The following is a 24,700-nucleotide window of genomic DNA, read 5'->3' on the forward strand; positions in this document are numbered from 1 at the left end:
GCCGTCACCATCTCCGTCGCCGTCGCCGTCGCCGGTGCCGTCAGTGCCATTACCGCCACCGCCGCCCAGAAGGGCAGCGCCACCGATCAGACCGGCCGCAAGCGCGCCTGCGCCAAGGCCACCACCAAGCAGGCCGGGGGCCAGGAAGCCCATACCAGCCGGCTCGTCGCTGACCATTTCAGCAGCGGCATAGTTGTCGGCTTCCGCAAAACGGATGTCGTCGAGAGTGGAAAACTTGTTCCAGGCGTCGACCGGGCCATAGCTGGCATAGATCACGCCATTTGCGCCGCTGTCTTGCAGCAGCACTTCGCTGACTTCACCATCAGCCGAAAGGTAAAGCCGGTTCACCCGGCCCGGGTCTGCATCGAAGAACCCGGCGAGGTCGACCGTCTGGCCATCCACCAGTTTCACGATCAGATCGGCGCCCTTGCGCTCGTATCCTACGACGCTGGAATGCGCGAGGTGCAACGAGACCTGCTCGCCGGACCCTACCTGAATGAAATTGCTTCCACTTCCACCTGCCGTGCCCTGCACGACACCGCCCGCAGAATTGCGGACAGCGAACTTAATCGCTTGCACCATTTTACTGCTCCGCCTCAAATCCGGGATAATGCCCGGATGATGGGTTATGGCCCCGTTATCGGGGTCCGATTGCCACCATCAATACGCGCGGACCGGCACAATTTCTAGGGGGCAGAAATGGTTGTGCCGCATTTTCTTCCAATTTCCCCATATTCTGGCCACATTTGTTGCTTCGGAGACCAGATAAGCCTTCAGAAAATCCAGAGCCTATATATAGAGGGAACTGGAAGGACTAATACAATCTCTGGCCATCTTCATCGAAGAAGAACAGTTTATTCTCGTCATAGTTGAGCGAGATTTCCTCATCCACCGCGAACTCATGTTCCCCAAACAGCCGGATGGTGATCAGACCATGTGTCGGATTGACCACATAAACCAGAGTTTCGCCGCCCAGTTTTTCGAGGTGGCTGACTTTCGCCACCAGCTTCCCGGCACCGCGATCCAGCGTCAGATGCTCAGGCCGGACACCGACAGTTGCCGCCCGCAGGCCCAGCGCCTCGCCGTTCAGGAAGTTCATCTGGGGCGAACCGATGAAACCCGCGACGAAGGTATTCGCCGGATTGTTGTAAAGCTCCATCGGGGCACCGACCTGCTCGACCTGGCCTGCCCGCAGAACAACGATCCGGTCGGCCAGAGTCATCGCCTCGACCTGATCATGCGTCACATAGATCATGGTCGCGCCAAGATCGCGGTGCAGCCGGGCAATCTCGATCCGGGTCTGCACCCGCAGCGCGGCATCAAGGTTCGACAAGGGCTCGTCGAACAGGAACAGCTTGGGCCGCCGCACGATGGCCCGGCCGATGGCAACCCGCTGGCGCTGCCCGCCCGAAAGCTCCGCCGGGCGCCGCTCCATCAGGGCATCCAGCGACAGCATGGCAGCGGCCTTGTCGGTTGCCTGCGCAATTTCGGCCTTCGGTACCCCGGCCTGCTTCAGCGCCAGACCCATGTTGTCGCGCACGGTCAGATGCGGGTAAAGCGCATAGCTCTGGAACACCATGGCAATCTCGCGCTTCGCGGGCGCCACATCGTTGACCCGCCGCCCGTCAATCATCACATCGCCGGAGCTTACATCCTCCAGCCCTGCGATCATCCGCAGCAGGGTGGATTTACCGCAACCGGACGGGCCGACGAAGACGCAAAACTCGCCATCGTTCACCGTCAGATCGACACCCTTGATGACATCGGTCGCGCCGAAGGATTTCGTCACTTTGGTCAGATTGAGCGTTCCCACAGGGCGGTTCCTTACAGTTTCACGGGATGGCCGGTGCGCACGCTTTCATCCGCCGCAAGGCAGATGGCGAGCGACCGGACGGCATCGGTCATATGGCGGCCAAGGTCGAGGTCTTCGCGGATCGCCCGCGCGACGAAAGCCTGTTCGCGGTCGCAAAGCGCCTGATGGCCGGGTTCATCGGTCATGTTCAGGTCTTCATCCCCCTGCCCCACGCGATGAATGCGCAGAGTGGAGGTCTTGGTATGTGTGTCGATATCATCTGACCGCGCGCTTTCGGGCATACGGATCGAAACGGCACCGCGCGGGCTGACGACATCCTTCACGAAGAAGGCGGTGTCGCTCATCATCGGGCCCCAGCCGGCCTCGTACCAGCCGCAGGAGCCATCGGAGAACAGCACCTGAAAATGGCCGTAGTTATACATCTCCGGCGCAATCTCGTCCGACAGCCGCAGCCCCATCCCCCGCACCTCCACCGGCGCGGCATCGGTGATCTGGCACATCACGTCGACGTAATGCACCCCGCAATCCACGATGGGCGGCGTGGTCTGCATCAGCGCCTTGTGAACCTCCCAGGTCGGGCCGGAGGATTGCTGGTTCAGGTTCAGGCGGAACACATAGGGCCCGCCCAGATCGCGCGCTTCCGCGATCAGCCGCTGCCAGCTTGGATGGTGGCGCAGGATATAGCCCACCACCAGCTTGCGGTTCAGTCGCGTGGCGGTCGCCACCACTCGTTCGGCATCGGCCACCGTCGTCGCCAGCGGCTTTTCGACGAAGACATGCGCGCCCGCCTCCATCGCCGCCACGGCGTAATCGGCATGGCTGTCGGAATAGGTGGCTACACAAACCAGATCAGGCTTCAGCCGCTCCAGCGCCTCGGCATAATCATGGCTCAGCGGGTAGCTGCGCAACGCCTCGGGCAGATCCGGCACCGAGCGGTTCACCAGCCCGACAATCTGAAAGGCAGGGTCATTATGATAGGCAAGCGCATGGCTTTGCCCCATGTTTCCAAGGCCGGCAACAAGAATCCGGATCATTTCACTGCCCCCGCTGTGATGCCGCGGATCAGCTGCCGCGAGAAGATCAGATACAGAACAAGCACCGGCACGATGGCGAGGCTCAGCGCCGCCAGCACCGCGTTCCAGTTGGTGACGAACTGCCCGATGAACACCTGGCTGCCCAGCGTGATGGTCTTCGTCGCCTCGGACGGCGCCAGGATCAGCGGGAACCACAGGTCATTCCAGATCGGGATGAGGGTAAACACCGCCACCGTTGCCATGGCGGGCCGGACCAGCGGCAACACCAGCCGGAAGAAGATCGTGTATTCGCTGAGGCCATCAATGCGCCCGGCATTCTTCAGATCGGCGGAGACATTGCGCATGAACTCCGACAGGATGAACACCGCCAGCGGCAGGCCCTGCGCAGTATAGACAAGGATCAGCGCCGTCAGCGTATTCACCAACCCGCTTGCCACCATCATTTGCAGGATCGCCACGGTGCCCAGCCGGATCGGGATCATGATGCCCAGCGCCAGATACAGCCCCATCAGCAGATTGCCGCGGAACCTGTATTCCGACAGGGCAAAGGCCGCCATCGCGCCGAACATCAGCACGAAGAACAGGCTCGCCACCGTCACCGACATGGAGTTCAGGAAATATTGAAAGAAGTCGCCCTGCTTCAGCACAGTCTGATAGCCGACCAGATCGAAGGTCGCGGGTCCGGGCAGGGCCAGCGGATCGGCAAAGATCGCCTTGCGTGACTTGAAGCTGTTGATGACCGTCACGAACACCGGGAACAACGCGATGACCGTATAGGTGATCAGGATGGCATGCGCCCCGAAGGTGCGGGCGGTGGAATGGCGTGCCTGGCTCATGGTGGCCCCCTCAGAACTGATAGCGGCGCAGCCGCGTCTGGATGGCGAACAGGTAGAAACAGACGCCGACAAGGATGATCCCGAACATCGCCGTCGCAATCGTCGCCCCCATATGCGGGTCGCCCAGTTGCAACTGGAAGCCAAAGAAAGTGCGATAGAGGAACGTCCCCAGGATGTCGGTCGCAAAATTCGGCCCGGCCAGCGCGCCCTGCGCCACATAGATCAGGTCAAATGCATTGAAGTTGCCGACAAAGGTCAGGATCGAGATGATCCCGATCGACGGCAGGATCAGTGGCAGCTTGATCTTCCAGAACTGCGACCAGCCGGTCACCCCGTCCATCTCTGCCGCCTCGATCACCTCATCCGGGATTGACAGCAGCGCAGCATAGATGAGCATCATCGGAATGCCCACGAACTGCCAGACCGAAATCAGGGCCAGCGTCGTCAGCGCATATTCCTCTTTCCCCAGCCAGGGCGCGAACAGGCTCTTCAGCCCCACCGCATCCAGCATCCCCGGCGCAATCCCCCAGATCGGCGAAAGGATCAGTTTCCACACGAAGCCCACGATGACAAAGCTCAGGATCGTCGGAATGAAGATCGCCGTGCGATAGAAGGCCGAGAACCGCAACCGGGGCGAAGACAACAGCGCCGCCAGCAAGATCCCCACCGGGTTCTGCACCAGCATATGCACCAGGAAGAACCAGGCGTTGTTCGCCAGCGCGTTCCAGAACGCCCCTGACCAACGCGGATCACCGAACAATGTCGCGAAATTCGCCAGCCCCACGAAAAGCCGCGTCTTGGTTTCGTCCAGATTGAACAGCGACAGGTTCAGCGTGCCGAACAGCGGCACGATCATCAGCGCTGTATAAACCAACACCGCAGGTGCCAGAAATACCACGATATGCCAGCGAACAGGCTTCCGCTGCGCCATGACCGTCCCCTTTGCTTCTTGAAAAATACTCTCGGGGGGTCCGGGGGGCAGACAGCCCCCCGGCCTCTCCGCAAGAACAGCCTTACTTGGCCTTTTGCGGCTCGTACCAGCTGGCAAGCCCATCCTGAAGCCGCTTGGCGGCATCTTCCGGGGTCTCGGTGCCCTTGATCACATTGGCGCTGGCGTTCCAGGTCTCGTTCTCAAGGTTCGGCGTGCCGCGCGACAGGATTTGGTAGGTGGACCGGATCGTCGGCTTGCAGGTCTCGCGCCAGCCCACGAACTCCTTGGCCAGCGGATCTTCCATCTCCACCGGGGTGGAATTCAGCGAGAAGAAGCCAGGCAGGGCATTTGCGTAGAGTTTCGCAAATTCGGGCGAGCCTACCCAGTCAAGGAACACTTTCGCGGCGTCAGGATGGGCCGTCTTCGCATTCATACCCAGCCCGATGTCGGTGTGATCCGAGATGTAGCAATCATCCCCGGCAGCCGGCACCGGCGGGGCAAAGGCGCCCATCTTGAACCCGGCCTGCGCGTTGAAGCCCGAGATTTCCCACGACCCGGCCGGGTAAATCGCCGCGCGGCCCAGCGTGAACAGGTTCTGGCTGTCCGGGTAGGTCTGCGCCTCGAACCCGTCACCCAGATAGTCCTTCCATTTCGCCAGCTGGCGATAGGGTGCGACCCAGTCCTCATCCGTCAGCTTCTGGGTGCCTGCGATCAGCGCCTTGCGGCCTTCCTCGCCCTTCCAGTAGTTCGGACCGATGTTCTGATAGCCCATGGTCGCAGCTTCCCACTGGTCATTGGTGCCCATCGCCATCGGGATATAGGTGCCATCCGCCTTGATCTTGTCGAGCGCGGCAAAGAACTCGGCCTCGGTCTTGGGCACTTCGATACCCAGTTCGGCGAAAGCATCGGCATTGTAGATGAAGCCGTGGATCACCGATGCCATCGGCACACAGAACGTGGCCGCGCCGTCATCCGTCTGCCAGGCCGATTTCGCCACATCCGAGAAATTCGCCATCGAGGCGAGACCCGAAAGGTCGGCAAGCTGACCCTTGTTGTAAAGCTCCAGCGAGGCGTCGAATGGGCGGCAGGTGATCAGGTCGCCCGCCGAACCGGCATCCAGCTTCGAGTTCAGGACAGCATTGTATTCCGCTGGGGCGGAAGGGGCAAAGACCACCTTGATACCCGGATTGGCCGCCTCGAAAGCCGGAATGATGGTATCCTGCCAGATCGACAGGTCATCGTTGCGCCAGCTTTCGATGGTCAGCGTGACATCCTCGGCCTGTGCCGCCCCTGCGAGCATGGTGCTCGCCAGCAGCGCGAAACGCATGGTTCTTTTCATCGTCATCTCCCTGATGCGGGCCTTGTTCCGGCCCTGTGGCTGTTATCGTTCAAGTAGTTCGGCCAGATGCCCGCCGCTGCGATCCAGCGCGACCCGCGCCTCTGCGGGCGACAGGCCCTGCGCAACCAGGATCGCGGGCTTCACCGCGCCTTCAGTCTGTGACAATGCGGCGTCAGCCTCTGCCCGGCTGACCCGTGCGACCGCCGCGACGATGCGCGCCGCACGGTCGAGCAGCTTGGCATTGTCGGCGATCACATTGACCATATAGCCGTCGTGCACATGGCCAAGGCGCAGCCCGATCAGCACCGACACCATGTTCAGCGCCGCTTTCTGCGCCGTTCCTGCCCCCATCCGGGTGGAACCGGAAACAACCTCGGCCCCGGTTTCCAGCAGGACCGGCAGATCCGCCCGCGCCAGCAGCGCAGAACCTGCGACATTGGCAAAGCCCGCCACCGTCACCCCGCGCGCCTGCGCGGCCTCGGCCAGCGTCAGCGCGTAGGGCGTCGTGCCCGACGCCGACAGGACCAGCAGCACATCGCCCGCGCCAAGGCGCGAGGCCTCAAGATCCGCCAATGCAAGTGCCGGATCATCCTCGACCGCGCCCGTCATATGCAGCAGCGCAGCGGCCCCCCCGGCAAACATCATCGGCGTGCGATCCGGCGACAGGCCGAATGTTCCCGCAAGCTCCAGGCAATCCGCAAGCGCCATCAACCCGGAGCTGCCCGCCCCGCCATAGCCCAGGCGCCCGCCCCGACGCAGCGATTCAGCCCCGGCGTCAGCCACACGTTCCAGCGCGGCAAGCGCCGGACGCACCGCCGCAAGTGCCGCGACCTGCGCATCCAGAAGCAGGGCAAGCACCTCATCCGCCGGGCGCGCGTGCAGCCCTTCGGATTGTGGATGACGTGCTTCGGTGCTGCGTATTGCCATGTGATTCCCCCTTGCCTCTGGATAATGCCAAACCAATACCAATTGTAAAGAACAATCTTCAATCTTACAGAAATCCCTTGTTTTTCAGAGATGTGAACTTTCCCCTTTTCATTTGGTATTGTTTTGGTATTTTATATGCAGCGTGAGGAGCAGCATGGTCGTCTTTCTGGGAATCGATGGTGGCGGCACCGGATGTCGCGCGGCTGTAGCCGATAGCGCGGGCACCATTCTGGGGCTGGGCGCGGCCGGGCCTGCGAATGTGAACACCGACGTCACCGGGACCTTTGCCAATATCATGACGGCCACCAGACAGGCCCTGTCCGGCCACACCATTGCGGAAACCGATCTTGTGGCCGTGCTGGGGCTGGCGGGCGCGAATATCAGCGCGGCAGTGGATCACCTGCACCAGATGCTGCCCTTCGCCCGCATCCGCATCGTCACAGATGCCGTGACCGCAGCCCGCGGCGCTTTGGGTGGGGCGGATGGGATCGTCGCGGCCATGGGCACCGGATCGGTTTTTGCCGTCCAGCGTGCGGGCGTTATGCGGCAGTTTGGCGGACGGGGTTTTGTTCTGGGCGATCAGGGCAGCGGCGCCGTTCTGGGTCGCACCCTGCTGGCCGAAGCCCTGCGCGCCGATGACGGCTTTGCCCCGATGACACCACTTCTGGCCGAAGTCCTCGGCGAATTTGGCGGGATCGAGGGAATCATAACTTTCGGCTTTCGCGCCAGACCCGCAGAATTTGCCGCCCTCGCCCCCCGCATCGTGCAAAGCGACGATCCGGCAGCCCGGCGCATTTTCGAAGACGCGGTGAAAGAAGTGCGCGGCATCGTTGAAACGCTTCAGGCGGGGGACAGGCTGCCGCTTGTATTTCTGGGTGGCCTCGGACCGTCTTATGCCCGACACCTCAGCGAACTGTGGGAAATCCGCGCACCACTCGGCTCGGGTCTGGACGGGGCGGTGCGACTGGCACTGGAGGAGGCGTGATGGATCACCTGTTTTCTCCCGAGGGGTTTGACGATACCGGCGCCGGGCCGCTATATGTGCAATTGCACCGCCGGATTGCAGAGGCCATCGCCTCGGGCCGCCTGAAACCCGGTGACAGCCTGCCAGCCGAACGCGAGATGGCGGCGATGACCGGCCTCTCGCGGGTCACTGTCCGTAAAGGGGTGGAGGCGCTGGTCGCCTCTGGCCAGCTGGTGCAGCGGCGCGGCTCCGGCACTTTCGTCGCGCCAAAGGTCGAGAAACTGGAACAGGCGCTGTCACTGCTGACCTCGTTCACCGAGGATATGCGGCGGCGCGGGCTGAACTCGGAATCCCGCTGGCTGTCCCGTGCCCTCCACAGCCCCTCGCCCGAGGAAGTGATGGCACTGGGCCTTGCCGCTGATGAGCGTGTGGCCCGGCTGGAACGGGTGCGCACCAGTGACGGCCTGCCGCTGGCCATCGAGCGCGCCTCGCTGCCGCAGGCGATCCTGCCCGAACCGGAGCGGGTGACGACCTCACTTTATGCCGAATTGCAGGCACGCGGCCTGCGCCCGGTGCGTGCCGTGCAACGCATTTCCGCTGTCAACGTGACACCCCGTGACGCCGAACTTCTGGACGTGCCCGCCGGGGTCGCCGGGCTGCGGATCGAGCGGATTTCCTACCTGCCCGGTGGCAAGGTGGTGGAATTCACCCGCTCTCTTTATCGCGGCGATGCCTATGACTTCGCCGTGGAACTGAAACTTGCCCCCGAGGGCGAAAGGAAAGCCGAATGACCGACAGCCACATGGCCCGCGAAGTGGTCGAAATCCCCGAAGCGGCGGCCCGGTTTCTGGAACGGTCGCGCATTGCCGTGGTCGCGGCGGCGGCGGCACTGCGCCGCACTGACCCCGGCCTGATCGCCACCGTCGCACGGGGCTCGTCCGATCATGCGGCAACCTACCTGAAATATGCGATCGAGCTGGAGGCGGGCATTCCCGTCGCCTCGGTCGGGCCGTCGGTCGCCTCGATCTACAAGCGCCCGCTGAAGCTGCGGCAGGCGGCCTGTATCGGGATTTCACAGTCTGGCCGCAGCCCGGACATCGTGGAAATGATGCGCGCGGCGGGCGAAGGCGGAGCACTGTCCATCGCCATCACCAATTATGCCGACAGTCCGATGGCGCAGGCCTCGGCCCATTGCCTGCCCTTGCAGGCGGGCGAAGAGAAAAGTGTGGCCGCCACCAAGACTTTCGTCACCAGCGTGCTGGCCGGGCTCGCCCTGCTGGCGGAATGGCGCGAGGATGAGGCGCTGCGCGCAGCGGTCGCCGGGCTGCCAGAGGCGCTGTCCCGCGCCGTGACGCTGGACTGGTCACCGCTGTCGGCGCGGTTGGCACGGGCGAACTCGGCCTTCGTGCTGGGCCGGGGGCCGGGGTTCGCCGTGGCCAGCGAGGCAGCGCTGAAGTTCAAGGAAACCTCGGGCATCCATGCCGAAGCCTATAGCGCGGCAGAGGTGTTGCATGGCCCCGCCGCCATCGTGCAGGCCCAGTTTCCGGTTGTGGCGCTGGGGGTCGAGGATGCCGCTCTGCCGCAACTGACGGCGACCGCCGCACGGCTGACAGCGCAGGGCGCCGATGTTTTCGTGACCGGCGCCGAGGTCGAGGGCGCGACCACGCTGCCATCGGTCGACGGGCTGCATCCGCTGGTGGCACCTCTGGTACTGATCGCGGGGTTCTATGCCTTCGTCGAGGGGCTGGCCCGCCGTCGCGGCTTTGACCCCGACACCCCGCCGCATCTCCGCAAGGTGACGGAGACAGTCTGATGCGACAGGTTCTGACGGGGGCCCGGATTTTTGACGGACAAAGCTTTCGGGAAAATGCAGCGCTGGTGATCGAAGGCGACCGGATCGCCGCGCTGATCCCGGCAGACACGGCGCCCGCTGATGCCCGCCCGGTCGAGGGAACCATCGCACCCGCGTTTCTGGACCTTCAGGTCAACGGTGGCGGCGGGCATCTGGTGGGCTCGGAAACCACGGTCGAGGGGCTGCGTCAGGTTTGCGCGGCGCATCTGCGGTTGGGGGCCGCAGGGGTATTGCCCACGCTGATCACCGATACCGCCGAAACCACCGCCCGCGTGATTGGGGCAGGCATTGCCGCAGCGGAGGCCCGGATGCCCGGCTTTCTGGGCCTGCACCTGGAAGGCCCGCACCTGGACCCGCGCCGCAAGGGCGCGCATGACCCCGCGCTGATCCGGCCGATGGAGGCGCAAGACCTCGCGCGCCTCTGCGAGGCCGCGCGGCGCTTGCCCGTTCTGATGGTGACGCTGGCCCCCGAAAGCGTGACGCTGGACCAGATTGCGGCGCTGGCCGAAGCGGGCGTGATCGTCAGCCTTGGCCACAGCGATTGCAGCTATGACACCGCACGGGCAGGCTTTGCTGCCGGAGCGGGCTGCGCCACGCATCTGTTCAACGCCATGAGCCAGATCGGAAACCGCGCACCGGGTCTGGCCGGGGCGATCCTTGATGGTGATGCTTTCGCAGGGCTGATTGCCGATGGGATCCATGTCCATCCGGCGGTGATGCGCATGGCGTTGGCGGCGCGACGCGAGGGGATTTTCCTCGTGACCGATTGCATGGCCTTCGCGGGCACAGACGCCACTGAAATGCTGCTGAACGGACGCCGCGTGCTGCGCCGGGACGGGCGGCTGACGCTGGAGGATGGCACGCTCGCCGGGGCCGACCTCACACTGGCCGAGGCGATCCGTATTCTCATCCGCGATGTTGGGATCCCACCCGAACGCGCCTTGCGCATGGCCAGCGCGGAACCCGCGCGCCTGCTGGGCCTGCAAGACCGCTACGGCGCAATCGCTCCGGGGCGAGCGGCGGATCTCGTGGTGCTTGGGCCGGATGGCAGCCTGACAGCCACCTGTCACGGCGGCGTCTGGCTTTAGACGCCCCGCCGCCGCATCTCGGCCAGCAGGTCATCAAGGCGCCAGCCGACGCGGCCGGTCAACCCGTCGCGCACCGCCCAGCCCAGAAGCCGCAGGAACGTGCGGCGGTTTTCACCCTGTGCCATGCCCCGCAACAGCCACTTCGGCAGCACCACCGCCAGCGCGGGCCAGAACCACAGGCCCGCCGCCTGTTTGTAAAGCAAAAGCAGGTTGCGGTGATAGAAATAGGTCTTCCAGACCGGGGTGAACTGGCCTTTCGCACCGATGGTCGAGCAATCATGCTCGAACCGGATGCCGGGGAAGAAGCCGATCCGCCCGCCTGCCCGGCTGATCGCCATGGAATAAAGCCCGTCCTCGGCATAGACGAACAGCCGCCCATCGGGGAAGCCGGCAAGGCCGATGGCCCGGCGCGACAGAAAGAGACCGACGAAAGACCCGCCATCCACCGGCGTGGGCGCGTCTTTCACATAATCCGCATCCGTCAGGTGAAAGGCCGCCCGTCCCCCGCCCGCCATGGTGCGCAGGAAGATCGAAGGGTGCCAGAACGGGTTGAGCACCGGCCGGTTCATGCCGCAAACCCGCCCGTCGGGATAATAGACCGCCGCAGCCACTGCATCCCAGCCGCTTTTGTCCGTTTCCAGAAACGCCGTAAGTGCACCTGGCTCTGGCCGTGCATCGTCGTCCATCACCACGATCCAGTCAGGATCGCAGGTGGTAACCGCATGGCGCAGCCCGGCCTCGAACCCGCCTGCCCCGCCAAGATTTTCCGCCATTTCCAGAACATCCAGCCGCGCATCCGGCTGCGCCGCCAGCCATTCGCGCGAGCCATCGGTCGAACCGTTGTCGACCACGATCAAACGGTCCAGTGGCCCGGCCAGAAGCCGTTCCACCGTCCGGGTGATCTGAGCAAAACGGTTGAAGGTCACCACAACGGCACACAAACCATTGCCGGGCGTCCTGTATTCCACGTCCAACTGATACATCTCCGCGCGCAGGGCGTTTGCCTGCCACTAGCACAGATCACCCGGATGTAAAGATTGCAGAACCGGCACCGGGGTTGTGGCCGCCCCGCCCCGGCGCCATATTGCCGGCAGGAGGATGCGCAATGGCAGACGACAAGTTTCCCGGCTGGCACGGAACCACCATTCTGGCCGTCCGGCGCGGCGGCGAGGTGGTGGTGGCGGGCGACGGACAGGTGAGCCTGGGCCAGACCGTTATCAAGGGCACGGCCCGCAAGGTGCGCAGGCTGTCGCCTGGCGGGCGCGATGTGGTCTGCGGCTTCGCCGGATCGACCGCCGATGCCTTCACCCTGCTGGAGCGGCTGGAGAAGAAGCTGGAAACCGCACCGGGTCAGCTGGCGCGTGCCTGCGTCGATCTGGCGAAAGACTGGCGGATGGACAAATACCTCCGCAATCTGGAGGCCATGCTGATCGTGACGGACGGTGCGGACCTGTTTGTCATCACCGGCGCAGGTGACGTGCTGGAGCCGGAGCATGACATCGCCGCCATCGGATCGGGCGGCAACTTCGCGCTCGCCGCCGCGCGCGGGCTGATGCAGACCGATTTCGACGCCGAAACCATCGCCCGCAAGGCCATGGCCATCGCAGCGGACATCTGCGTTTACACGAATGGAAATCTGACGGTGGAGCGGATCGCGAAATGACCAACCTCACCCCGCGCGAGATCGTCTTGGAACTGGATCGTTTCATCATCGGGCAGGCCGATGCCAAGCGTGCGGTTGCCGTTGCGCTGCGCAACCGCTGGCGGCGCAAACAGTTGGGCGATGACCTGCGCGACGAGGTTTACCCCAAGAACATCCTGATGATCGGCCCTACCGGCGTCGGCAAGACCGAGATCAGCCGCCGTCTGGCCCGGCTGGCCCGCGCGCCCTTCCTCAAGGTTGAGGCGACGAAGTTTACCGAAGTGGGCTATGTGGGCCGCGATGTGGACAGCATCATCCGCGATCTGGTGGATGCAGCGATGATCGAAACGCGCGAGCGGATGCGCGAGGATGTGAAGGCCCGCGCGCTCAAGGCCGCCGAGGATCGGGTGATCGAGGCCATCGCCGGCAAGGACGCCCGTGAACAGACACGCGAGATGTTCCGCAAGAAGCTCAAGTCCGGCGAGCTGGATCAGAACATGATCGAGCTGGATGTGGCCGACAGCGCCCCTTTCCCGATGATGATGGGCGGTGGCAACGGCATGGAAATGCAGATGCAGGGCCTTCAAGACCTGTTCAAAGCCTTCGGTGGCCGCACTACCCGCAAGAAAATGACCGTGGCGGACAGCTATGACATTCTGCTGGGGCAGGAGGCTGACAAACTGCTGGATGACGAGGCGGTCAAGGCCGCTGCGTTGGAAGCGGTGCAGGAAAACGGCATCGTCTTTCTGGATGAGATCGACAAGATCTGCGCCCGCGCCGATGCCCGTGGCGCCGATGTCAGCCGGGAAGGTGTGCAGCGCGACCTGCTGCCGCTGATCGAGGGCACGACGGTTTCCACCAAATACGGCCCCGTAAAAACCGACCACATCCTGTTCATCGCTTCAGGTGCCTTCCATGTGGCCAAACCCTCGGATCTGCTGCCGGAATTGCAGGGTCGTCTGCCGATCCGGGTAGAATTGCAGGCGCTGACCGAGGGCGATTTTGTCCGCATCCTGACCGAGACGGACAATGCGCTGACCCGTCAGTATGCCGCACTGATGGCCACCGAAGAGGTGACGGTCAGCTTTACCGAAGACGGGATCGCCGCGCTGGCCCGGATTGCGGCCGACGTGAACCGCAGCGTCGAGAATATCGGCGCGCGGCGGCTTTACACGATTCTGGAACGCGTTTTTGAAGAACTGTCCTTCACCGCCCCGGACCGCGCTGGTGAAACGGTTGTGGTTGACGGTGCCTTTGTTGAACAGAATGTGGGGGCGCTGGCGAAATCCGCCGATCTGAGCCGTTACGTCCTCTGATCCCTCTTGGCGCGCGGCGTCAAATCGGCAATGCCTTGGGCGTAGCAGGAGTTTTCTCGTGACCGCCCATCGTATTGCCCTTGGCATCGCCCTGACACTTCTGGTCGCCTGTTCACCGCGGGGCGCGATCACACTGGACCCGGCGGCGGCGGAGGTTGGCGCCGTCGAAGAGATTTTCGTCGCGACAACACGACAGATCGACCCTGAAACCGGCACCTTCGGCAGGCAGCGGTCAGAGACCGAGCATTTCGCCCGGTTCGAGATTTCCGTACCACCGGAACGCAAGCTCGGGTCGATCACCTTCCCCCGGCGCGGCGGAAAGCCTGATCCGGCCAAGGACTTCCTGACGACGGAACAGCTCATCCATCCGAATGCGGCGACCTTCCAGAAGGATTTGTCCACCGCTCTGAGCAGCCTGCCCCGCGGCAAGCGGGATGCGGTTATCTATGTCCATGGTTTCAATAACACTTTTGCCGAGGGCCTGTATCGAATCGCCCAGTTGAGCCATGACCTGAACATGCCGGGCGTGACGCTGCACTATTCCTGGCCTTCCGCCGGAAATCCGCTGGGTTATGTGGCGGATCGCGATTCCTCGATGTTTGCCCGCGACGGGCTGGAGGAGCTGATGGACCGCGCCGCCGATGCTGGCGCGGAGCGGATCGTGCTTGTCGCACATTCGATGGGCTCTGCCCTCACGATGGAGGCGCTGCGTCAGGTCGCCATCCGCAACAACAAGGATCTGATGCGGCGCATTTCTGGCGTGATTCTGATCTCGCCCGATATCGACGTGGATCTGTTCCGCACGCAGGCCCGTGCCTACGGGACATTGCCGCAGCCCTTCCTCATCTTCGGGTCCGACCGCGATACATTGCTGAATATTTCAGCCAAGCTCACGGGCGCCCCGGAGCGGCTGGGGAACCTGCGCGATATTTCGCGCGTCGCAGATCTGAAGGTCACCTTCCTTGATACCGTGGCATTTTCCGAAGGTGCAGGACACTTCAACCTCGGTGACAGCCCGGCGCTGATCCAGCTGATGAACCGGATCGGGGATGTGGACGCGGCTTTCGGATCTGATCAGCGCGGCAAGGTGGGTCTGCTGCCCGGAGTCGTGCTGACGGTGCAAAGCGCCACGCAGATCGTGCTCCGGCCCGTGGGCGCGGTGGCGGAGGAACTGGCGAACTAGCGCCCGCGCCGCAGATAGACGTAGTAAGCCCCTGTTCCGCCATGCTTCAGATGCGCCTCGGTCACTTGCAGCACGCAGGGACCGAGTGGCGGCAGGCGCAGCCAGTGCGGCACCTGATGTTTCAGCACGCCATAACGCTGCGGGATGGGGCCGAAATCCGGCCCGGGTTTGCCCTTTCCGGTGATCACCAGAACCAGCCGCAGCCCCTGAGACCAGCTGTTCATCACAAAACGGATGAGTTCGGGATGGGCTTCAGCGACGGTCATGCCGTGTAGGTCGATCCGCGCCTCGGGCACCAGCTTGCCACGGATCATGCGGCCATGCTGCTTGTGATCCATCTGGACAGGCTGGGCAGTAAGACGATCCGGCAAGGAAGGTTGCAGATCGTGCCGCGCCTCGGTCTTGCTGCGCTCGCCGATGCGAAAGCGATTCAGGCCTGGTTCCGGCGGGGTGGGTTGCACCTCGGGCCGATGCAGCGGCGCCTCCGGCGTTTCATCGGCCGGAGGCAGGTGGTTGCCACCATGCATCGGCCGCGCGGTGCGGGCCACGGCCTGCCAGAGCTCGCGCTCGTCCGGGCGAAGGCTGCGACGGCGGGCCATGGCTCAGCCCTCGGGGTAAAGCGCATAGGCAAGGTCGATGGGCAGAAGTACGACCATACGCCCGCCGTCCTTGACCGCCCCCGCCGCATCACCCGCAGCATCGCCCGTCCCGTAGAAGATATCGGCACGTTGCGCGCCCTTGATCGCACCGCCAGTATCCTGCGCCACCATCAGGCGGTGCAGCGGTGCGCGGCCCGTCTTCTCGATCCAGATCGGTGCACCCAGCGGATTATGCGCCGGGTCGACCGCCAGTGACCGCATCCCCGTGATGGACCGGCCCATCGCGCCGATCGGACCCTTCTCTGGTGCAAGATCGGGCAGTCGGCGGAAAAACACATAAGAGGGGTTGGTATCCAGCAGATCCATTCCCGTGCCAGGATTAGATCGCACCCAGGACCGGATCGCCTGCGCCGAAACCTGATCAGGCGTATGCGTGCCACGACGGATCATCTCTTGCCCGACCGAGCGGTAGGGGTGGCCGTTCTTGCCCGCATATCCCACCCGCATTACACGGCCATCAGGCAGACGGATGCGGCCAGATCCTTGAATCTGCAAGAAAAACACCTCAACCGGATCTTCCAGCCAGGCAAGCTCCAGCCCGCGTCCGCGCAGTGCACCGCCTTCGATGGCCGCGCGGCTGTGAAACTGCATGCCGTCACGGAGTTCCGGCGGACGACCATAGATCGGCCAGGCATATCTTGGTGACCGCGTGAGCGATCCGTGCAGCTCCGGCTCATAATATCCGGTGAAGAGGGCAGGCGGTGTGCCTATAACCAGCGGACGGAAGAAAAGCTCGAAAAACTTCCGAGCCGAGGCGGGGCTTGCCCCCGCCTGGGTCGCGAATTTGCAGATCGGCCCCCATTCGGGTTCCTTCAGCAAATCGCAGCTGTCCTGAAAGACCTTCAGCGCCGCGCGCTGATCATCTTCTTCCCAGCCGTCGAGATCGTGAAAGGACAGGATCTGTGCCTGCGCGCTCATCGCCGCACCGACGGCAAGAATTGCCGCGAGCAGAAAGGCGCGAGCGGCACCCATCACTCCCCGGTCGCGACAAGCTGCCAGTTGGGATCGGCGGCACCCATACGGCGCGCGAAGGTCCAGACATCACGCTGGCGCTTCACCTCGGTCGGACTGCCTTCGATCACTTCGCCAGCCTTGTTGCGAACGACCGAGGTAAGCTCTCCGACAAAGCGCACCGTCACTTCACCCTCGCGCGTGGTCTGATCGAAAGTGGCATCGTTCAGCCCCATTTCCCGCAGGCCGACAAAGCTTGCCTCGACCGTCAGACCCTGTTCTTCACGCGCGCGCACAGCCGAAGCGAAGCTGTCGTAGACGTCCGGCGACAGGAACGCCTTAACCTGCGACAGATCGCCCCGCTCGAACGCCATCAGGATCATTTCATAGGCGCCGCGGGCACCCTGAAGAAAAGTGTTGACCGAAAACGACGGCTCCGCCTGTTTCATCGCGGCAAGCGCGACGGCAGCGGGGCTGCCCTCGGGCACATGATCAGTGATGTCGCGATCCGGTCCGCCCTCGATCACATCGAATTTACGCTGCTGAACCGGGTCTGGCCGGGCAGCTTCCTCGGGCGGCAAGGGCGGCTTTTCAAAGCCTTCGCGCGTGCCCAGAACGCTGCGCAGCTTGAGGATCAGGAAGACCGCGATCCCGGCAAGGACAAGAAGTTGGATCAGCGCGTTGTTCATTTGGCCTCGGCACGTCGGTTGGTGGTTGGGGTTGGTAACTGGCCCCCTTCGCCCCTATGTAGGGAAGGGGTGTGGACAAGTCTACCTTCACACCACGAAGTTCATGGCGGGAGATTGCAAGATGCGGCTGTTTGGCCCGATCCTGGTGCTGACGCTGATTGAAATAGCACTGTTCATCACGGTCGGTGGCTGGCTGGGCCTTGGCCTGTCGCTGCTGGTGATCCTGGGCACGGCGGTTCTGGGTTCCGGTCTGCTGCGGCTGCAAGGGCAACGCATGGCACTTGATCTGCGTCAGGCCATGAACGGGATCGGGGATCCGTTATCACCCATGGCGCAGCGTGGCCTGATCATGATGGCTGCGATCCTTCTGATCCTTCCGGGTTTTCTGGGCGATACGCTGGGGCTGCTGCTGCTGCTGCCTCCGGTCCGGCATATGATCATTGCCATGGTCGGCCGCCGGGTGCAGATGCACCGCCCGCCCATGAATGATCCGCACCGGCACGGCGTGGTGATTGACGCGGATTTCGTCGAACTGGACGAGCCGCCTTCGGGACCGCCACCAGCGCGACGTTCGGGCTGGACGCAGGATTGAGGCGCCGCGCGGCGGATGCTAGGAAGAACAGGATCAAGGTGGCCGGAATGGCCAAACCAACAGGAGATTTGCAATGACCGAAGCCAATGGCGAAACTCAGGGCCAGGGCGAAGCGCAGAACGGCGGCTCCCAGGTGCGGATGAGCGTTCTCGCCCAGTTCATCCGTGACATGTCCTTTGAAAATGTTGTCGCGCAGAAGGGCCTTCAGGGCGGTGATGTGCAGCCCGATGTGCAGGTGGCGGTCAGCCTTGACGCCCGCAAGCGCCCTGCGGATCACCAGTACGAGGTGATGCACAAGTTCCGTGTGACCTCGAAGAACAAAGCCAACGGCGACACGCTGTTCCTGCTGGAGCTGGATTACGGCGGGATTTTCCACGTCGAGGGCGTGCCGGACGAGCAGTTGCATCCGTTCCTGCTGATCGAATGCCCGCGCCTTCTGTTCCCCTTCGTGCGCCGCATCATCTCGGACATTACGCGCGATGGTGGCTTCCCGCCGCTGAATATCGACACCGTGGATTATCTGGCGCTGTATCGTCAGGAACTGGCGCGCCGCGCCCAGGCACAATCCGCCGAAGCGGTTCCGGTTCAGTAATCAGCCACGCTTGAGCCAGATTGCCCCGTCGCCCATCTTTGCCACAAAGGCCTCATGGGCGGCGGCTTCCGTCGCAGTGATCCGCGGAGCAAGCGGGGTCGGACGTGGACGCGGACGCCATGTCGAATCTTCCTGAACCGCATCCTTGCGCGGGGTGACGCTGGCCGGGGCCAGAACAAGGTCAGGCTGCCGCCCGCCGATCAGTTCAAGATAGACTTCTGCCAGAATTTCGCTGTCGAGAAGTGCTCCGTGCTTTTCACGCATCGAATTGTCGATACCGAACCGACGGCACAGCGCATCCAGCGAGGCGGGCGAGCCCGGAAATCTTGACCGCGCGATCATCAGCGTGTCGATAGCCTGATTGTTCGGCAGTTGCGGAAAGCCGTGGGTCCGCAACTCCCAGTTCAGGAATTTCATGTCGAAGCTGGCATTGTGGATGACCAGCTTGGCTTCGCCCACAAAATCGAGGAAATTCTGCGCTTCCTGCCGGAACAGGGGCTTGTCGCGCAGAAAATCATCCCCCAGCCCGTGCACCTCGAACGCCTCTTTCGGCATAGGGCGTTCGGGGTTCAGGTAAACGTGAAACGTCCTGCCGGTCGGCAGATGATTGAACAGTTCGACCGCGCCAATCTCGACAATACGATGCCCTTCGGAAGGTTCGAATCCCGTGGTTTCGGTATCAAGGACGATCTCACGCATCGCAGCTCTCCCGAATATAGGCGATCAGCGCCGTGACCGCCGCCTCGACGGAGGCGAGGCTCAGCGTTTCGATGATATGTGTCGCGCGGGCGCGTTTCTGCGGGTCGGGCATCTGCCGCGAGAGGATAAGGCCAAACTGCGCCTCAGTCATTCCGGGTCTTGCTAGTACGCGCGCGCGTTGCAGGGCAGGGGGGGCGGTCACCAGAAGCGTGGCATCCATTTCCGCCTCTGTCCCCTTCTCAAAAAGAAGAGGAATATCAAAAACAGCAATATCAGTGACTGTTTCTGCCGCGAACCTGTCCCGGTCTGCTGCGACGAGCGGATGAACAATAGCCTCGATATCGGCAAGAAAGGCAGGGTCTTTCGCCAGTTCCTGTTTCAGCACGTCGCGTGAAACCCCGAGCTCCGACGCTGCGGTCGGGATCAGCCTGGCAATCGGCGCAACAGCCGCGCCGCCCGGCGCGTAAAGGCGATGCACGGCCGCATCCGCATCCCATACCGGCAAACCAGATTTGCGGAAAAACTCCGCCGTCGTGGATTTTCCCATCCCAATCGAGCCGGTGAGGCCAAGCCGAAACGCTGTCATGCTGACAGAACCGCCTGCCTGGTCGCTTCATCAACCTCGGGGCGATGGCCAAACCAGCGTTCGAATCCCGGCGCAGCCTGATGGAGCAACATGCCAAGACCGTCGACCACCGTGGCTCCCGCCGCCTCTGCCTCAATCAGGAACTGGGTTTTCAGCGGTGTATAGACCAGATCCGTCGCAAGGGCGCCCGGTTCCATCGCATCAAGCGGCACCCGAAACTCCGGCTTGCCTGTCATGCCCAGCGAGGTGGTATTAACCACAGTCGCCGCACCTTCGAGCATGTTTCCAGCCTGAATCCAGTCATGCACCATCACCTTCGCCCCGAAATCGCTGCGAAAGACTTCGGCGCGTGGCCGGGTACGGTTTGCGATACGGATTTCGGGCGCGCCAACTTCGATCAAGGCAGCGACAACAGCCCGTGCAGCACCCCCCGCCCCAAAGACCACAGCCGGCCCTGCGGCGGGGTTCCACTGCGGAGCGTTCTGCCGCAAATTCGCTATGAACCCCGCGCCATCGGTATTGTCGGCGTGAATCCGACCATCTTTGCGGAAGATCAGCGTATTGGCCGCACCGATCAACGCCGCGCGATCTGTCACGATATCGGCAAGGCCGAGAATGGTCTCTTTATGCGGAATAGTGACGTTCAGCCCGACAAAGCCCATGCGGGGCAGCAGGCGCAGCGCCTCTGGCAGATCGGCCTGCGCAATGTCCATCGGGATATAATGGCCCTTGATGCCATAGCGGCGCAGCCAGTAGCCATGCAGCGCGGGCGAACGGCTGTGCGCGATCGGAGAGCCGATCACGCCGGCCAGCGGAAGGCGCGGATGGTCTGTCATGTCTCGATGAACCCCCGAAGTTCCAGATAGGCCAGCAGCGGCAGAAGCGGCAGCCCCAGAACTGCAAAGTAATCACCCCGGATGTCGGTGAAAAGCCGCACGCCCTCTTCTTCCAGCTTATATCCCCCGGCAGAGTGGCGCAGGCTGTCCCAGTTGCGGGAAATGTAGCCATCCAGCCAGGCGTCGGAAAACTCCCGCATGGTCAGATCCACCCGGCCGATATGGCGCCAGACCGGCTTTGCCTGATCGTAAAGAACCAGGGCTGACAGCAGCCGATGGGTCTTGCCACGCATCGCAAGCAGTTGAACCCGCGCTTCATCGGGCGAGGCGGGCTTGCCCCAGGCACGACGATCAAACTCCAGCACCTGATCACAGCCAAGAACCAGCGCATCGGGATGCCGTTCAGCGATCTTGCGCGCCTTCATCTCGGCGAGAGCATCGGCGATATCCTGCGGATGTGCGCCCTCAGCCTCCAGCGCGGCGCGGATGGTTTCCTCATCAATGCGGGCGGGCAGCGCACTCGCCGCGACCCCTGCGTTATGCAGAAGCGCGAGGCGCGTTGGGGAAGCGGAGGCAAGCAGGATCTGGCGCGGCATCTGGGGGCGTATCTGTGGAAAATCTGGGTTTGTTCCCAAGGTCGGTCTTGGGGTCATTCAGGCGTCTGGCAAGGATTGGCGACGGCAATCCCGGTTTGTCAAGCAAAGCCGGAATCTTTTCCACCTGTGGGAAGGACATCCCGGCGGCTTGGGACAGCGGAGTAACACACAATGCCGGTATGGCTGACCGCTGTTTGCGAGAAAAGCTCATCTATCTGAAAATAATGGAGAAAGTTCCAAATTTTCTGGTTTCTTCCATAGGTTATGCGAAGTTATCCACCATCGGGCGTATGTGGAAAAGCCTGGGGGTTGCGCCGCAAATCCTGTTATCCACTGCCCCAATCACATCATTCCTTTTTCTCTTTCTTTTATTAATAAGAGGTAAGCACAGCAGGAGGCAGACATGGGCGATTTTCTGGTGGGAGCCTATCCTTGGCTGAAGTTCCTGCATGTGATCTCGGTGATCAGCTGGATGGCAGGTCTGTTCTACCTGCCTCGGCTCTACGTCTATCACGTTGAAAAAGTGTCAAAAGGTTCGGAAACCGATGCTCTTTTTCAGCTTATGGAGCGGCGTCTGCTGCGGGCGATCATGAATCCTGCGATGATCGCGACCTGGCTTTTCGGACTCGCCCTTGTACTCACGCCCGGCATTGTGGACTGGTCGATGATCTGGCCCTGGACAAAGGCCGCGAGCGTGCTTGGCATGACATGGTTTCACATGTGGCTTGCCGCCCGCCGCAAGGATTTCGTCGCTGGGATGAATGCAAAGACCGGGCGGACCTACCGGATGATGAACGAAGTTCCGACGCTTCTGATGATCGTGATCGTGGCCTCGGTCATCGTGAAGTTCTGATTTTGTTGACTCAGGGCTGTCGCAGGCTTATGTGGGCCGCTGAGCAGGGCCGTCCGGCCTGATGCGTTTCCCGATGACAGAACGATCCGGGCCCCCATTGGGGCTTTCGTGGATGGACCATTTCCCATGACCCTTGAACGGCTGAACCTTTCCGATCTGAAAGCCAAGACCCCGGCAGAACTGCTGGCGATGGCCGAGGAATGGGAGATCGAGAACGCGCCTTCCATGCGGAAGGGCGAGATGATGTTCTCGATCCTGAAAGAGCATGCCGAAGAAGGCTGGGAGATTGGCGGCGACGGCGTTCTGGAAGTGTTGCAGGATGGCTTTGGCTTTTTGCGCAGCCCCGAAGCCAACTATCTGCCTGGTCCCGATGACATCTATGTCAGCCCCGAGATGATCCGCCAGTTCAGCCTGCGCACCGGGGACACCATCGAGGGTGTCATTCAGGGGCCGCGGGACAATGAGCGCTATTTCAGCCTCGTGAAAGCGGAGCGAATCAACTTTGACGATCCCGAGAAGGCCAAGCACAAGGTCCATTTCGACAACCTGACGCCGCTTTACCCCGATGAGCGGCTGAAGATGGAAATTGAAGACCCGACCATCAAGGACCGTTCGGCCCGTATCATTGACCTGGTGGCCCCTATCGGGAAGGGCCAGCGGGCGCTGATCGTGGCACCGCCGCGCACGGGTAAAACCGTGCTTTTGCAGAATATTGCGCATTCCATCGAGGTTAACCACCCGGAATGCTATCTGATCGTTCTGCTGATCGACGAACGTCCTGAAGAAGTGACGGACATGCAGCGCAGCGTCAGGGGCGAGGTCGTTTCCTCGACCTTCGACGAACCTGCCACCCGGCACGTTGCGGTGGCGGAAATGGTGATCGAGAAGGCGAAACGCCTGGTCGAGCACAAGCGTGATGTCGTTATCCTGCTGGACTCGATTACGCGTCTGGGCCGGGCTTTCAACACCGTGGTACCGTCGAGCGGCAAGGTGTTGACCGGCGGTGTTGATGCCAATGCTCTGCAGAGGCCGAAGCGGTTCTTTGGGGCGGCGCGAAACATCGAGGAAGGCGGCTCGTTGACCATCATCGCAACGGCGCTGATCGACACGGGCAGCCGGATGGACGAAGTGATCTTTGAAGAATTCAAGGGCACAGGTAACAGCGAGATCGTGCTGGACCGTAAAGTCGCGGACAAGCGGGTATTCCCGGCGATGGATATTCTCAAATCCGGTACCCGGAAGGAGGATCTTCTGGTCGAGAAGGCGGATCTGCAAAAGACCTATGTGCTGCGCCGTATCCTGAACCCGATGGGTACCACGGATGCCATCGAGTTCCTGATCGGGAAGCTGAAGCAGACCAAGAGCAATTCCGAATTCTTCGATTCGATGAATACCTGATCACGGCGTGATACGGGTGCGGGATGGATACGATTTATGCCTTGGCCTCGGCTCGCGGACGTGCGGGCGTGGCGATCATTCGGGTGTCCGGACCCGCAGCCTTTGAGGCTGCGCGAAAGCTGACGCGTGGCGCTTTGCCACCTGAACGTCAGGCCGTCCTTCGCAAGATCGAGCTGGATGGCGAGATTTTGGACGAAGGCCTGCTGCTGCTGTTCGGCGCGGAGCGGAGCTTTACGGGGGAGGCCGTTGCAGAGTTCCACCTCCATGGTTCGATTGCCGTAACGGGTGCCGTCCTGCGCGCGATGTCAACGATTCCAGGCTTGCGGCCTGCGGGTCCCGGGGAGTTTACGCGCCGGGCCCTAGAGAACGGGCGACTGGATCTTGCTCAGGTCGAAGCACTGGCCGATCTGATCGACGCGGAAACCGAGGCTCAGCGTCGTCAGGCTGTGCGCGTTCTTTCCGGGCATATCGGTCAGCGGGTGGAGGCGTGGCGCGGGCGCCTGCTGCGCGCGGCTGCGCTGATTGAAGCGACGATTGATTTTGTTGATGAGGATGTCCCGGTCGACGTTACCCCTGAGGTTCGTGATATTACCACCACTCTCCTCGATGAGATGCAGAAAGAGATTTCGGCATCTGCGGTCGCAGAAAGGGTCCGTCAAGGCTTCGAGGTGGCGATCGTTGGTGCACCGAATGCAGGCAAGTCGACGCTGCTAAATGCGTTGGCGGGGCGGGAGGCTGCGATTACCTCCGAGGTCGCAGGCACGACGCGCGATGTGATCGAAGTCCGAATGGACATCGCCGGATTTCCGGTCACCTTGCTGGATACTGCGGGGCTGCGCGAAACCGACGATCATGTGGAGGGCATCGGTATTGCCCGTGCCATAGAGCGCGCGGGTCAGGCCGATCTGCGGATATTCCTGCTGGAAAACAGAGCCGATGTGTTGCCGATGACACCGAAGGAGGGGGATATCATCCTCCTCGGTAAGGCTGATCTGTGGGAAGATGCCGATATTCTTTCTGTTTCTGGCAAGACGGGGCAGGGCCTCGACAGGTTGGTTGAACGGATTGGCCAGCAATTGAGCGGTCGCTATGATGGTGAGCCGCTGCTGATCCGTGAACGTCAGAGGCTGGCCTTGATGGATGCGGCCGCGTCATTGAAGGTCGCACTTGCCTGGCTGTCCAGCTATGATAGCCGGGTAGAACTGGTTGCCGAATCCCTTCGTGCGGCGAGCCGGTCGCTGGATATGCTGATTGGCAGGATCGGGGTTGAAGATATCCTCGGTGAGATTTTCTCGAGTTTCTGCATCGGAAAGTAGGAGTGTTC

The 24,700-nt window shown here is 62.4% G+C and carries 27 protein-coding genes; 12 read left to right on the top strand and 15 right to left on the bottom strand.

Features of this window, described 5'->3' with window-relative positions; genetic code table 11:
- The 7 genes from IE126_RS16395 to IE126_RS16425 all read right to left on the bottom strand — a co-directional run.
- On the bottom strand, window positions 1-582 hold a 582-nt coding region (locus IE126_RS16395; protein ID WP_407646048.1), incomplete at its 3' end, for a BapA/Bap/LapF family prefix-like domain-containing protein.
- 232 nt (window positions 583-814) lie between these two features.
- Window positions 815-1,813, bottom strand: a complete 999-nt coding sequence (locus IE126_RS16400) for an ABC transporter ATP-binding protein (protein ID WP_189381630.1) — start codon at window positions 1,811-1,813, stop codon at window positions 815-817.
- An 11-nt stretch (window positions 1,814-1,824) separates the two neighbouring features.
- The gene (locus IE126_RS16405; protein ID WP_189381631.1) at window positions 1,825-2,847 is read right to left on the bottom strand and encodes a Gfo/Idh/MocA family protein; all 1,023 of its coding nucleotides are present in this window, start codon (window positions 2,845-2,847) and stop codon (window positions 1,825-1,827) included.
- Window positions 2,844-3,683 (bottom strand): carbohydrate ABC transporter permease, encoded by an 840-nt coding sequence (locus tag IE126_RS16410; protein WP_054304209.1) that lies wholly within the window; start codon window positions 3,681-3,683, stop codon window positions 2,844-2,846. Before IE126_RS16410 ends, IE126_RS16405 begins: the two co-directional genes overlap by 4 nt.
- A gap of 10 nt (window positions 3,684-3,693) precedes the next feature.
- Complete coding sequence (locus IE126_RS16415; protein WP_054304208.1) at window positions 3,694-4,614, bottom strand: carbohydrate ABC transporter permease; 921 nt, start codon at window positions 4,612-4,614, stop codon at window positions 3,694-3,696.
- 82 nt (window positions 4,615-4,696) lie between these two features.
- Window positions 4,697-5,953 (bottom strand): ABC transporter substrate-binding protein, encoded by a 1,257-nt coding sequence (locus IE126_RS16420; protein WP_229825591.1) that lies wholly within the window; start codon window positions 5,951-5,953, stop codon window positions 4,697-4,699.
- A gap of 42 nt (window positions 5,954-5,995) precedes the next feature.
- A complete protein-coding gene (locus tag IE126_RS16425; protein ID WP_189381633.1) occupies window positions 5,996-6,880 on the bottom strand; it encodes an N-acetylmuramic acid 6-phosphate etherase in 885 nt (294 codons plus the stop codon).
- Window positions 6,881-7,034: 154 nt separating this feature from the next.
- Here IE126_RS16425 and IE126_RS16430 point away from each other — a divergent pair, with 154 nt between their 5' ends.
- From IE126_RS16430 to nagA, 4 genes are read left to right on the top strand one after another with little or no spacing between them, the layout of a single operon-like run.
- On the top strand, window positions 7,035-7,865 hold the full coding sequence (locus IE126_RS16430) for a BadF/BadG/BcrA/BcrD ATPase family protein (protein WP_189381634.1): 831 nt from the start codon (window positions 7,035-7,037) through the stop codon (window positions 7,863-7,865).
- A complete protein-coding gene (locus IE126_RS16435) occupies window positions 7,865-8,635 on the top strand; it encodes a GntR family transcriptional regulator (protein WP_108130340.1) in 771 nt (256 codons plus the stop codon). The genes IE126_RS16430 and IE126_RS16435 overlap by 1 nt, the downstream gene beginning before the upstream one ends.
- A complete protein-coding gene (locus tag IE126_RS16440; RefSeq protein WP_189381635.1) occupies window positions 8,632-9,657 on the top strand; it encodes an SIS domain-containing protein in 1,026 nt (341 codons plus the stop codon). Before IE126_RS16435 ends, IE126_RS16440 begins: the two co-directional genes overlap by 4 nt.
- Window positions 9,657-10,784: an N-acetylglucosamine-6-phosphate deacetylase gene (gene nagA / locus IE126_RS16445; protein WP_108130342.1), complete on the top strand. Its 1,128-nt coding sequence runs from the start codon at window positions 9,657-9,659 to the stop codon at window positions 10,782-10,784. Before IE126_RS16440 ends, nagA begins: the two co-directional genes overlap by 1 nt.
- On the opposite strand, the gene IE126_RS16450 is transcribed toward nagA, so the two are convergent.
- Complete coding sequence (locus IE126_RS16450; protein ID WP_229825593.1) at window positions 10,781-11,752, bottom strand: glycosyltransferase; 972 nt, start codon at window positions 11,750-11,752, stop codon at window positions 10,781-10,783. The two genes, nagA and IE126_RS16450, sit on opposite strands and share 4 nt — an antisense overlap.
- 137 nt (window positions 11,753-11,889) lie before the next feature.
- Between IE126_RS16450 and hslV the strand changes: the two genes are divergently transcribed.
- The 3 genes from hslV to IE126_RS16465 are packed head-to-tail and all read left to right on the top strand — an operon-like array spanning window position 11,890 to window position 14,925.
- The gene (gene hslV, locus IE126_RS16455) at window positions 11,890-12,447 is read left to right on the top strand and encodes an ATP-dependent protease subunit HslV (protein WP_054304200.1); all 558 of its coding nucleotides are present in this window, start codon (window positions 11,890-11,892) and stop codon (window positions 12,445-12,447) included.
- Entirely contained in the window at window positions 12,444-13,742 is a 1,299-nt protein-coding gene (gene hslU / locus IE126_RS16460) for an ATP-dependent protease ATPase subunit HslU (RefSeq protein ID WP_189381637.1), read from the top strand. The genes hslV and hslU overlap by 4 nt, the downstream gene beginning before the upstream one ends.
- Window positions 13,743-13,800: 58 nt before the next feature.
- Window positions 13,801-14,925, top strand: a complete 1,125-nt coding sequence (locus tag IE126_RS16465; RefSeq protein ID WP_189381638.1) for an alpha/beta hydrolase — start codon at window positions 13,801-13,803, stop codon at window positions 14,923-14,925.
- On the opposite strand, the gene IE126_RS16470 is transcribed toward IE126_RS16465, so the two are convergent.
- From IE126_RS16470 to IE126_RS16480, 3 genes are read right to left on the bottom strand one after another with little or no spacing between them, the layout of a single operon-like run.
- Window positions 14,922-15,524 carry a Smr/MutS family protein gene (locus IE126_RS16470; RefSeq protein ID WP_108130346.1) on the bottom strand — a complete coding sequence of 201 codons (603 nt, stop codon included), beginning with the start codon at window positions 15,522-15,524 and terminating at the stop codon, window positions 14,922-14,924. The two genes, IE126_RS16465 and IE126_RS16470, sit on opposite strands and share 4 nt — an antisense overlap.
- 3 nt (window positions 15,525-15,527) lie before the next feature.
- Window positions 15,528-16,556, bottom strand: coding sequence for a murein transglycosylase A (gene mltA / locus IE126_RS16475; RefSeq protein WP_189381639.1), 1,029 nt, complete (start codon window positions 16,554-16,556; stop codon window positions 15,528-15,530).
- Window positions 16,556-17,224, bottom strand: coding sequence for a Tim44/TimA family putative adaptor protein (locus tag IE126_RS16480; protein WP_054304195.1), 669 nt, complete (start codon window positions 17,222-17,224; stop codon window positions 16,556-16,558). Before IE126_RS16480 ends, mltA begins: the two co-directional genes overlap by 1 nt.
- Window positions 17,225-17,345: 121 nt before the next feature.
- Here IE126_RS16480 and IE126_RS16485 point away from each other — a divergent pair, with 121 nt between their 5' ends.
- The gene (locus IE126_RS16485; protein WP_189381640.1) at window positions 17,346-17,816 is read left to right on the top strand and encodes an FxsA family protein; all 471 of its coding nucleotides are present in this window, start codon (window positions 17,346-17,348) and stop codon (window positions 17,814-17,816) included.
- A gap of 73 nt (window positions 17,817-17,889) precedes the next feature.
- Window positions 17,890-18,408 (top strand): protein-export chaperone SecB, encoded by a 519-nt coding sequence (gene secB, locus IE126_RS16490; RefSeq protein ID WP_054304193.1) that lies wholly within the window; start codon window positions 17,890-17,892, stop codon window positions 18,406-18,408.
- On the opposite strand, the gene dnaQ is transcribed toward secB, so the two are convergent.
- From dnaQ to IE126_RS16510, 4 genes are read right to left on the bottom strand one after another with little or no spacing between them, the layout of a single operon-like run.
- Window positions 18,409-19,107 carry a DNA polymerase III subunit epsilon gene (gene dnaQ, locus IE126_RS16495; RefSeq protein ID WP_054304192.1) on the bottom strand — a complete coding sequence of 233 codons (699 nt, stop codon included), beginning with the start codon at window positions 19,105-19,107 and terminating at the stop codon, window positions 18,409-18,411.
- A complete protein-coding gene (gene coaE, locus IE126_RS16500) occupies window positions 19,100-19,693 on the bottom strand; it encodes a dephospho-CoA kinase (protein WP_108130350.1) in 594 nt (197 codons plus the stop codon). Before coaE ends, dnaQ begins: the two co-directional genes overlap by 8 nt.
- Entirely contained in the window at window positions 19,690-20,529 is an 840-nt protein-coding gene (locus IE126_RS16505; RefSeq protein ID WP_108130351.1) for a shikimate dehydrogenase, read from the bottom strand. Before IE126_RS16505 ends, coaE begins: the two co-directional genes overlap by 4 nt.
- Window positions 20,526-21,125 carry a Maf family protein gene (locus IE126_RS16510; RefSeq protein ID WP_108130352.1) on the bottom strand — a complete coding sequence of 200 codons (600 nt, stop codon included), beginning with the start codon at window positions 21,123-21,125 and terminating at the stop codon, window positions 20,526-20,528. The genes IE126_RS16505 and IE126_RS16510 overlap by 4 nt, the downstream gene beginning before the upstream one ends.
- Before the next feature lie 403 nt (window positions 21,126-21,528).
- On the opposite strand from IE126_RS16510, the gene IE126_RS16515 reads away from it, so the two are divergent.
- From IE126_RS16515 to mnmE, 3 genes are all read left to right on the top strand, one after another.
- Window positions 21,529-21,978 carry a CopD family protein gene (locus IE126_RS16515; protein ID WP_189381641.1) on the top strand — a complete coding sequence of 150 codons (450 nt, stop codon included), beginning with the start codon at window positions 21,529-21,531 and terminating at the stop codon, window positions 21,976-21,978.
- Between the two features lie 126 nt (window positions 21,979-22,104).
- A complete protein-coding gene (gene rho / locus IE126_RS16520; protein WP_054304187.1) occupies window positions 22,105-23,376 on the top strand; it encodes a transcription termination factor Rho in 1,272 nt (423 codons plus the stop codon).
- A gap of 23 nt (window positions 23,377-23,399) precedes the next feature.
- Window positions 23,400-24,692 (top strand): tRNA uridine-5-carboxymethylaminomethyl(34) synthesis GTPase MnmE, encoded by a 1,293-nt coding sequence (mnmE, locus tag IE126_RS16525; protein ID WP_189381642.1) that lies wholly within the window; start codon window positions 23,400-23,402, stop codon window positions 24,690-24,692.
- Window positions 24,693-24,700 lie beyond the last annotated feature (8 nt).

Origin of the sequence: Gemmobacter nanjingensis (assembly GCF_014652195.1) — a bacterium.
GTDB lineage: Bacteria > Pseudomonadota > Alphaproteobacteria > Rhodobacterales > Rhodobacteraceae > Gemmobacter > Gemmobacter caeni.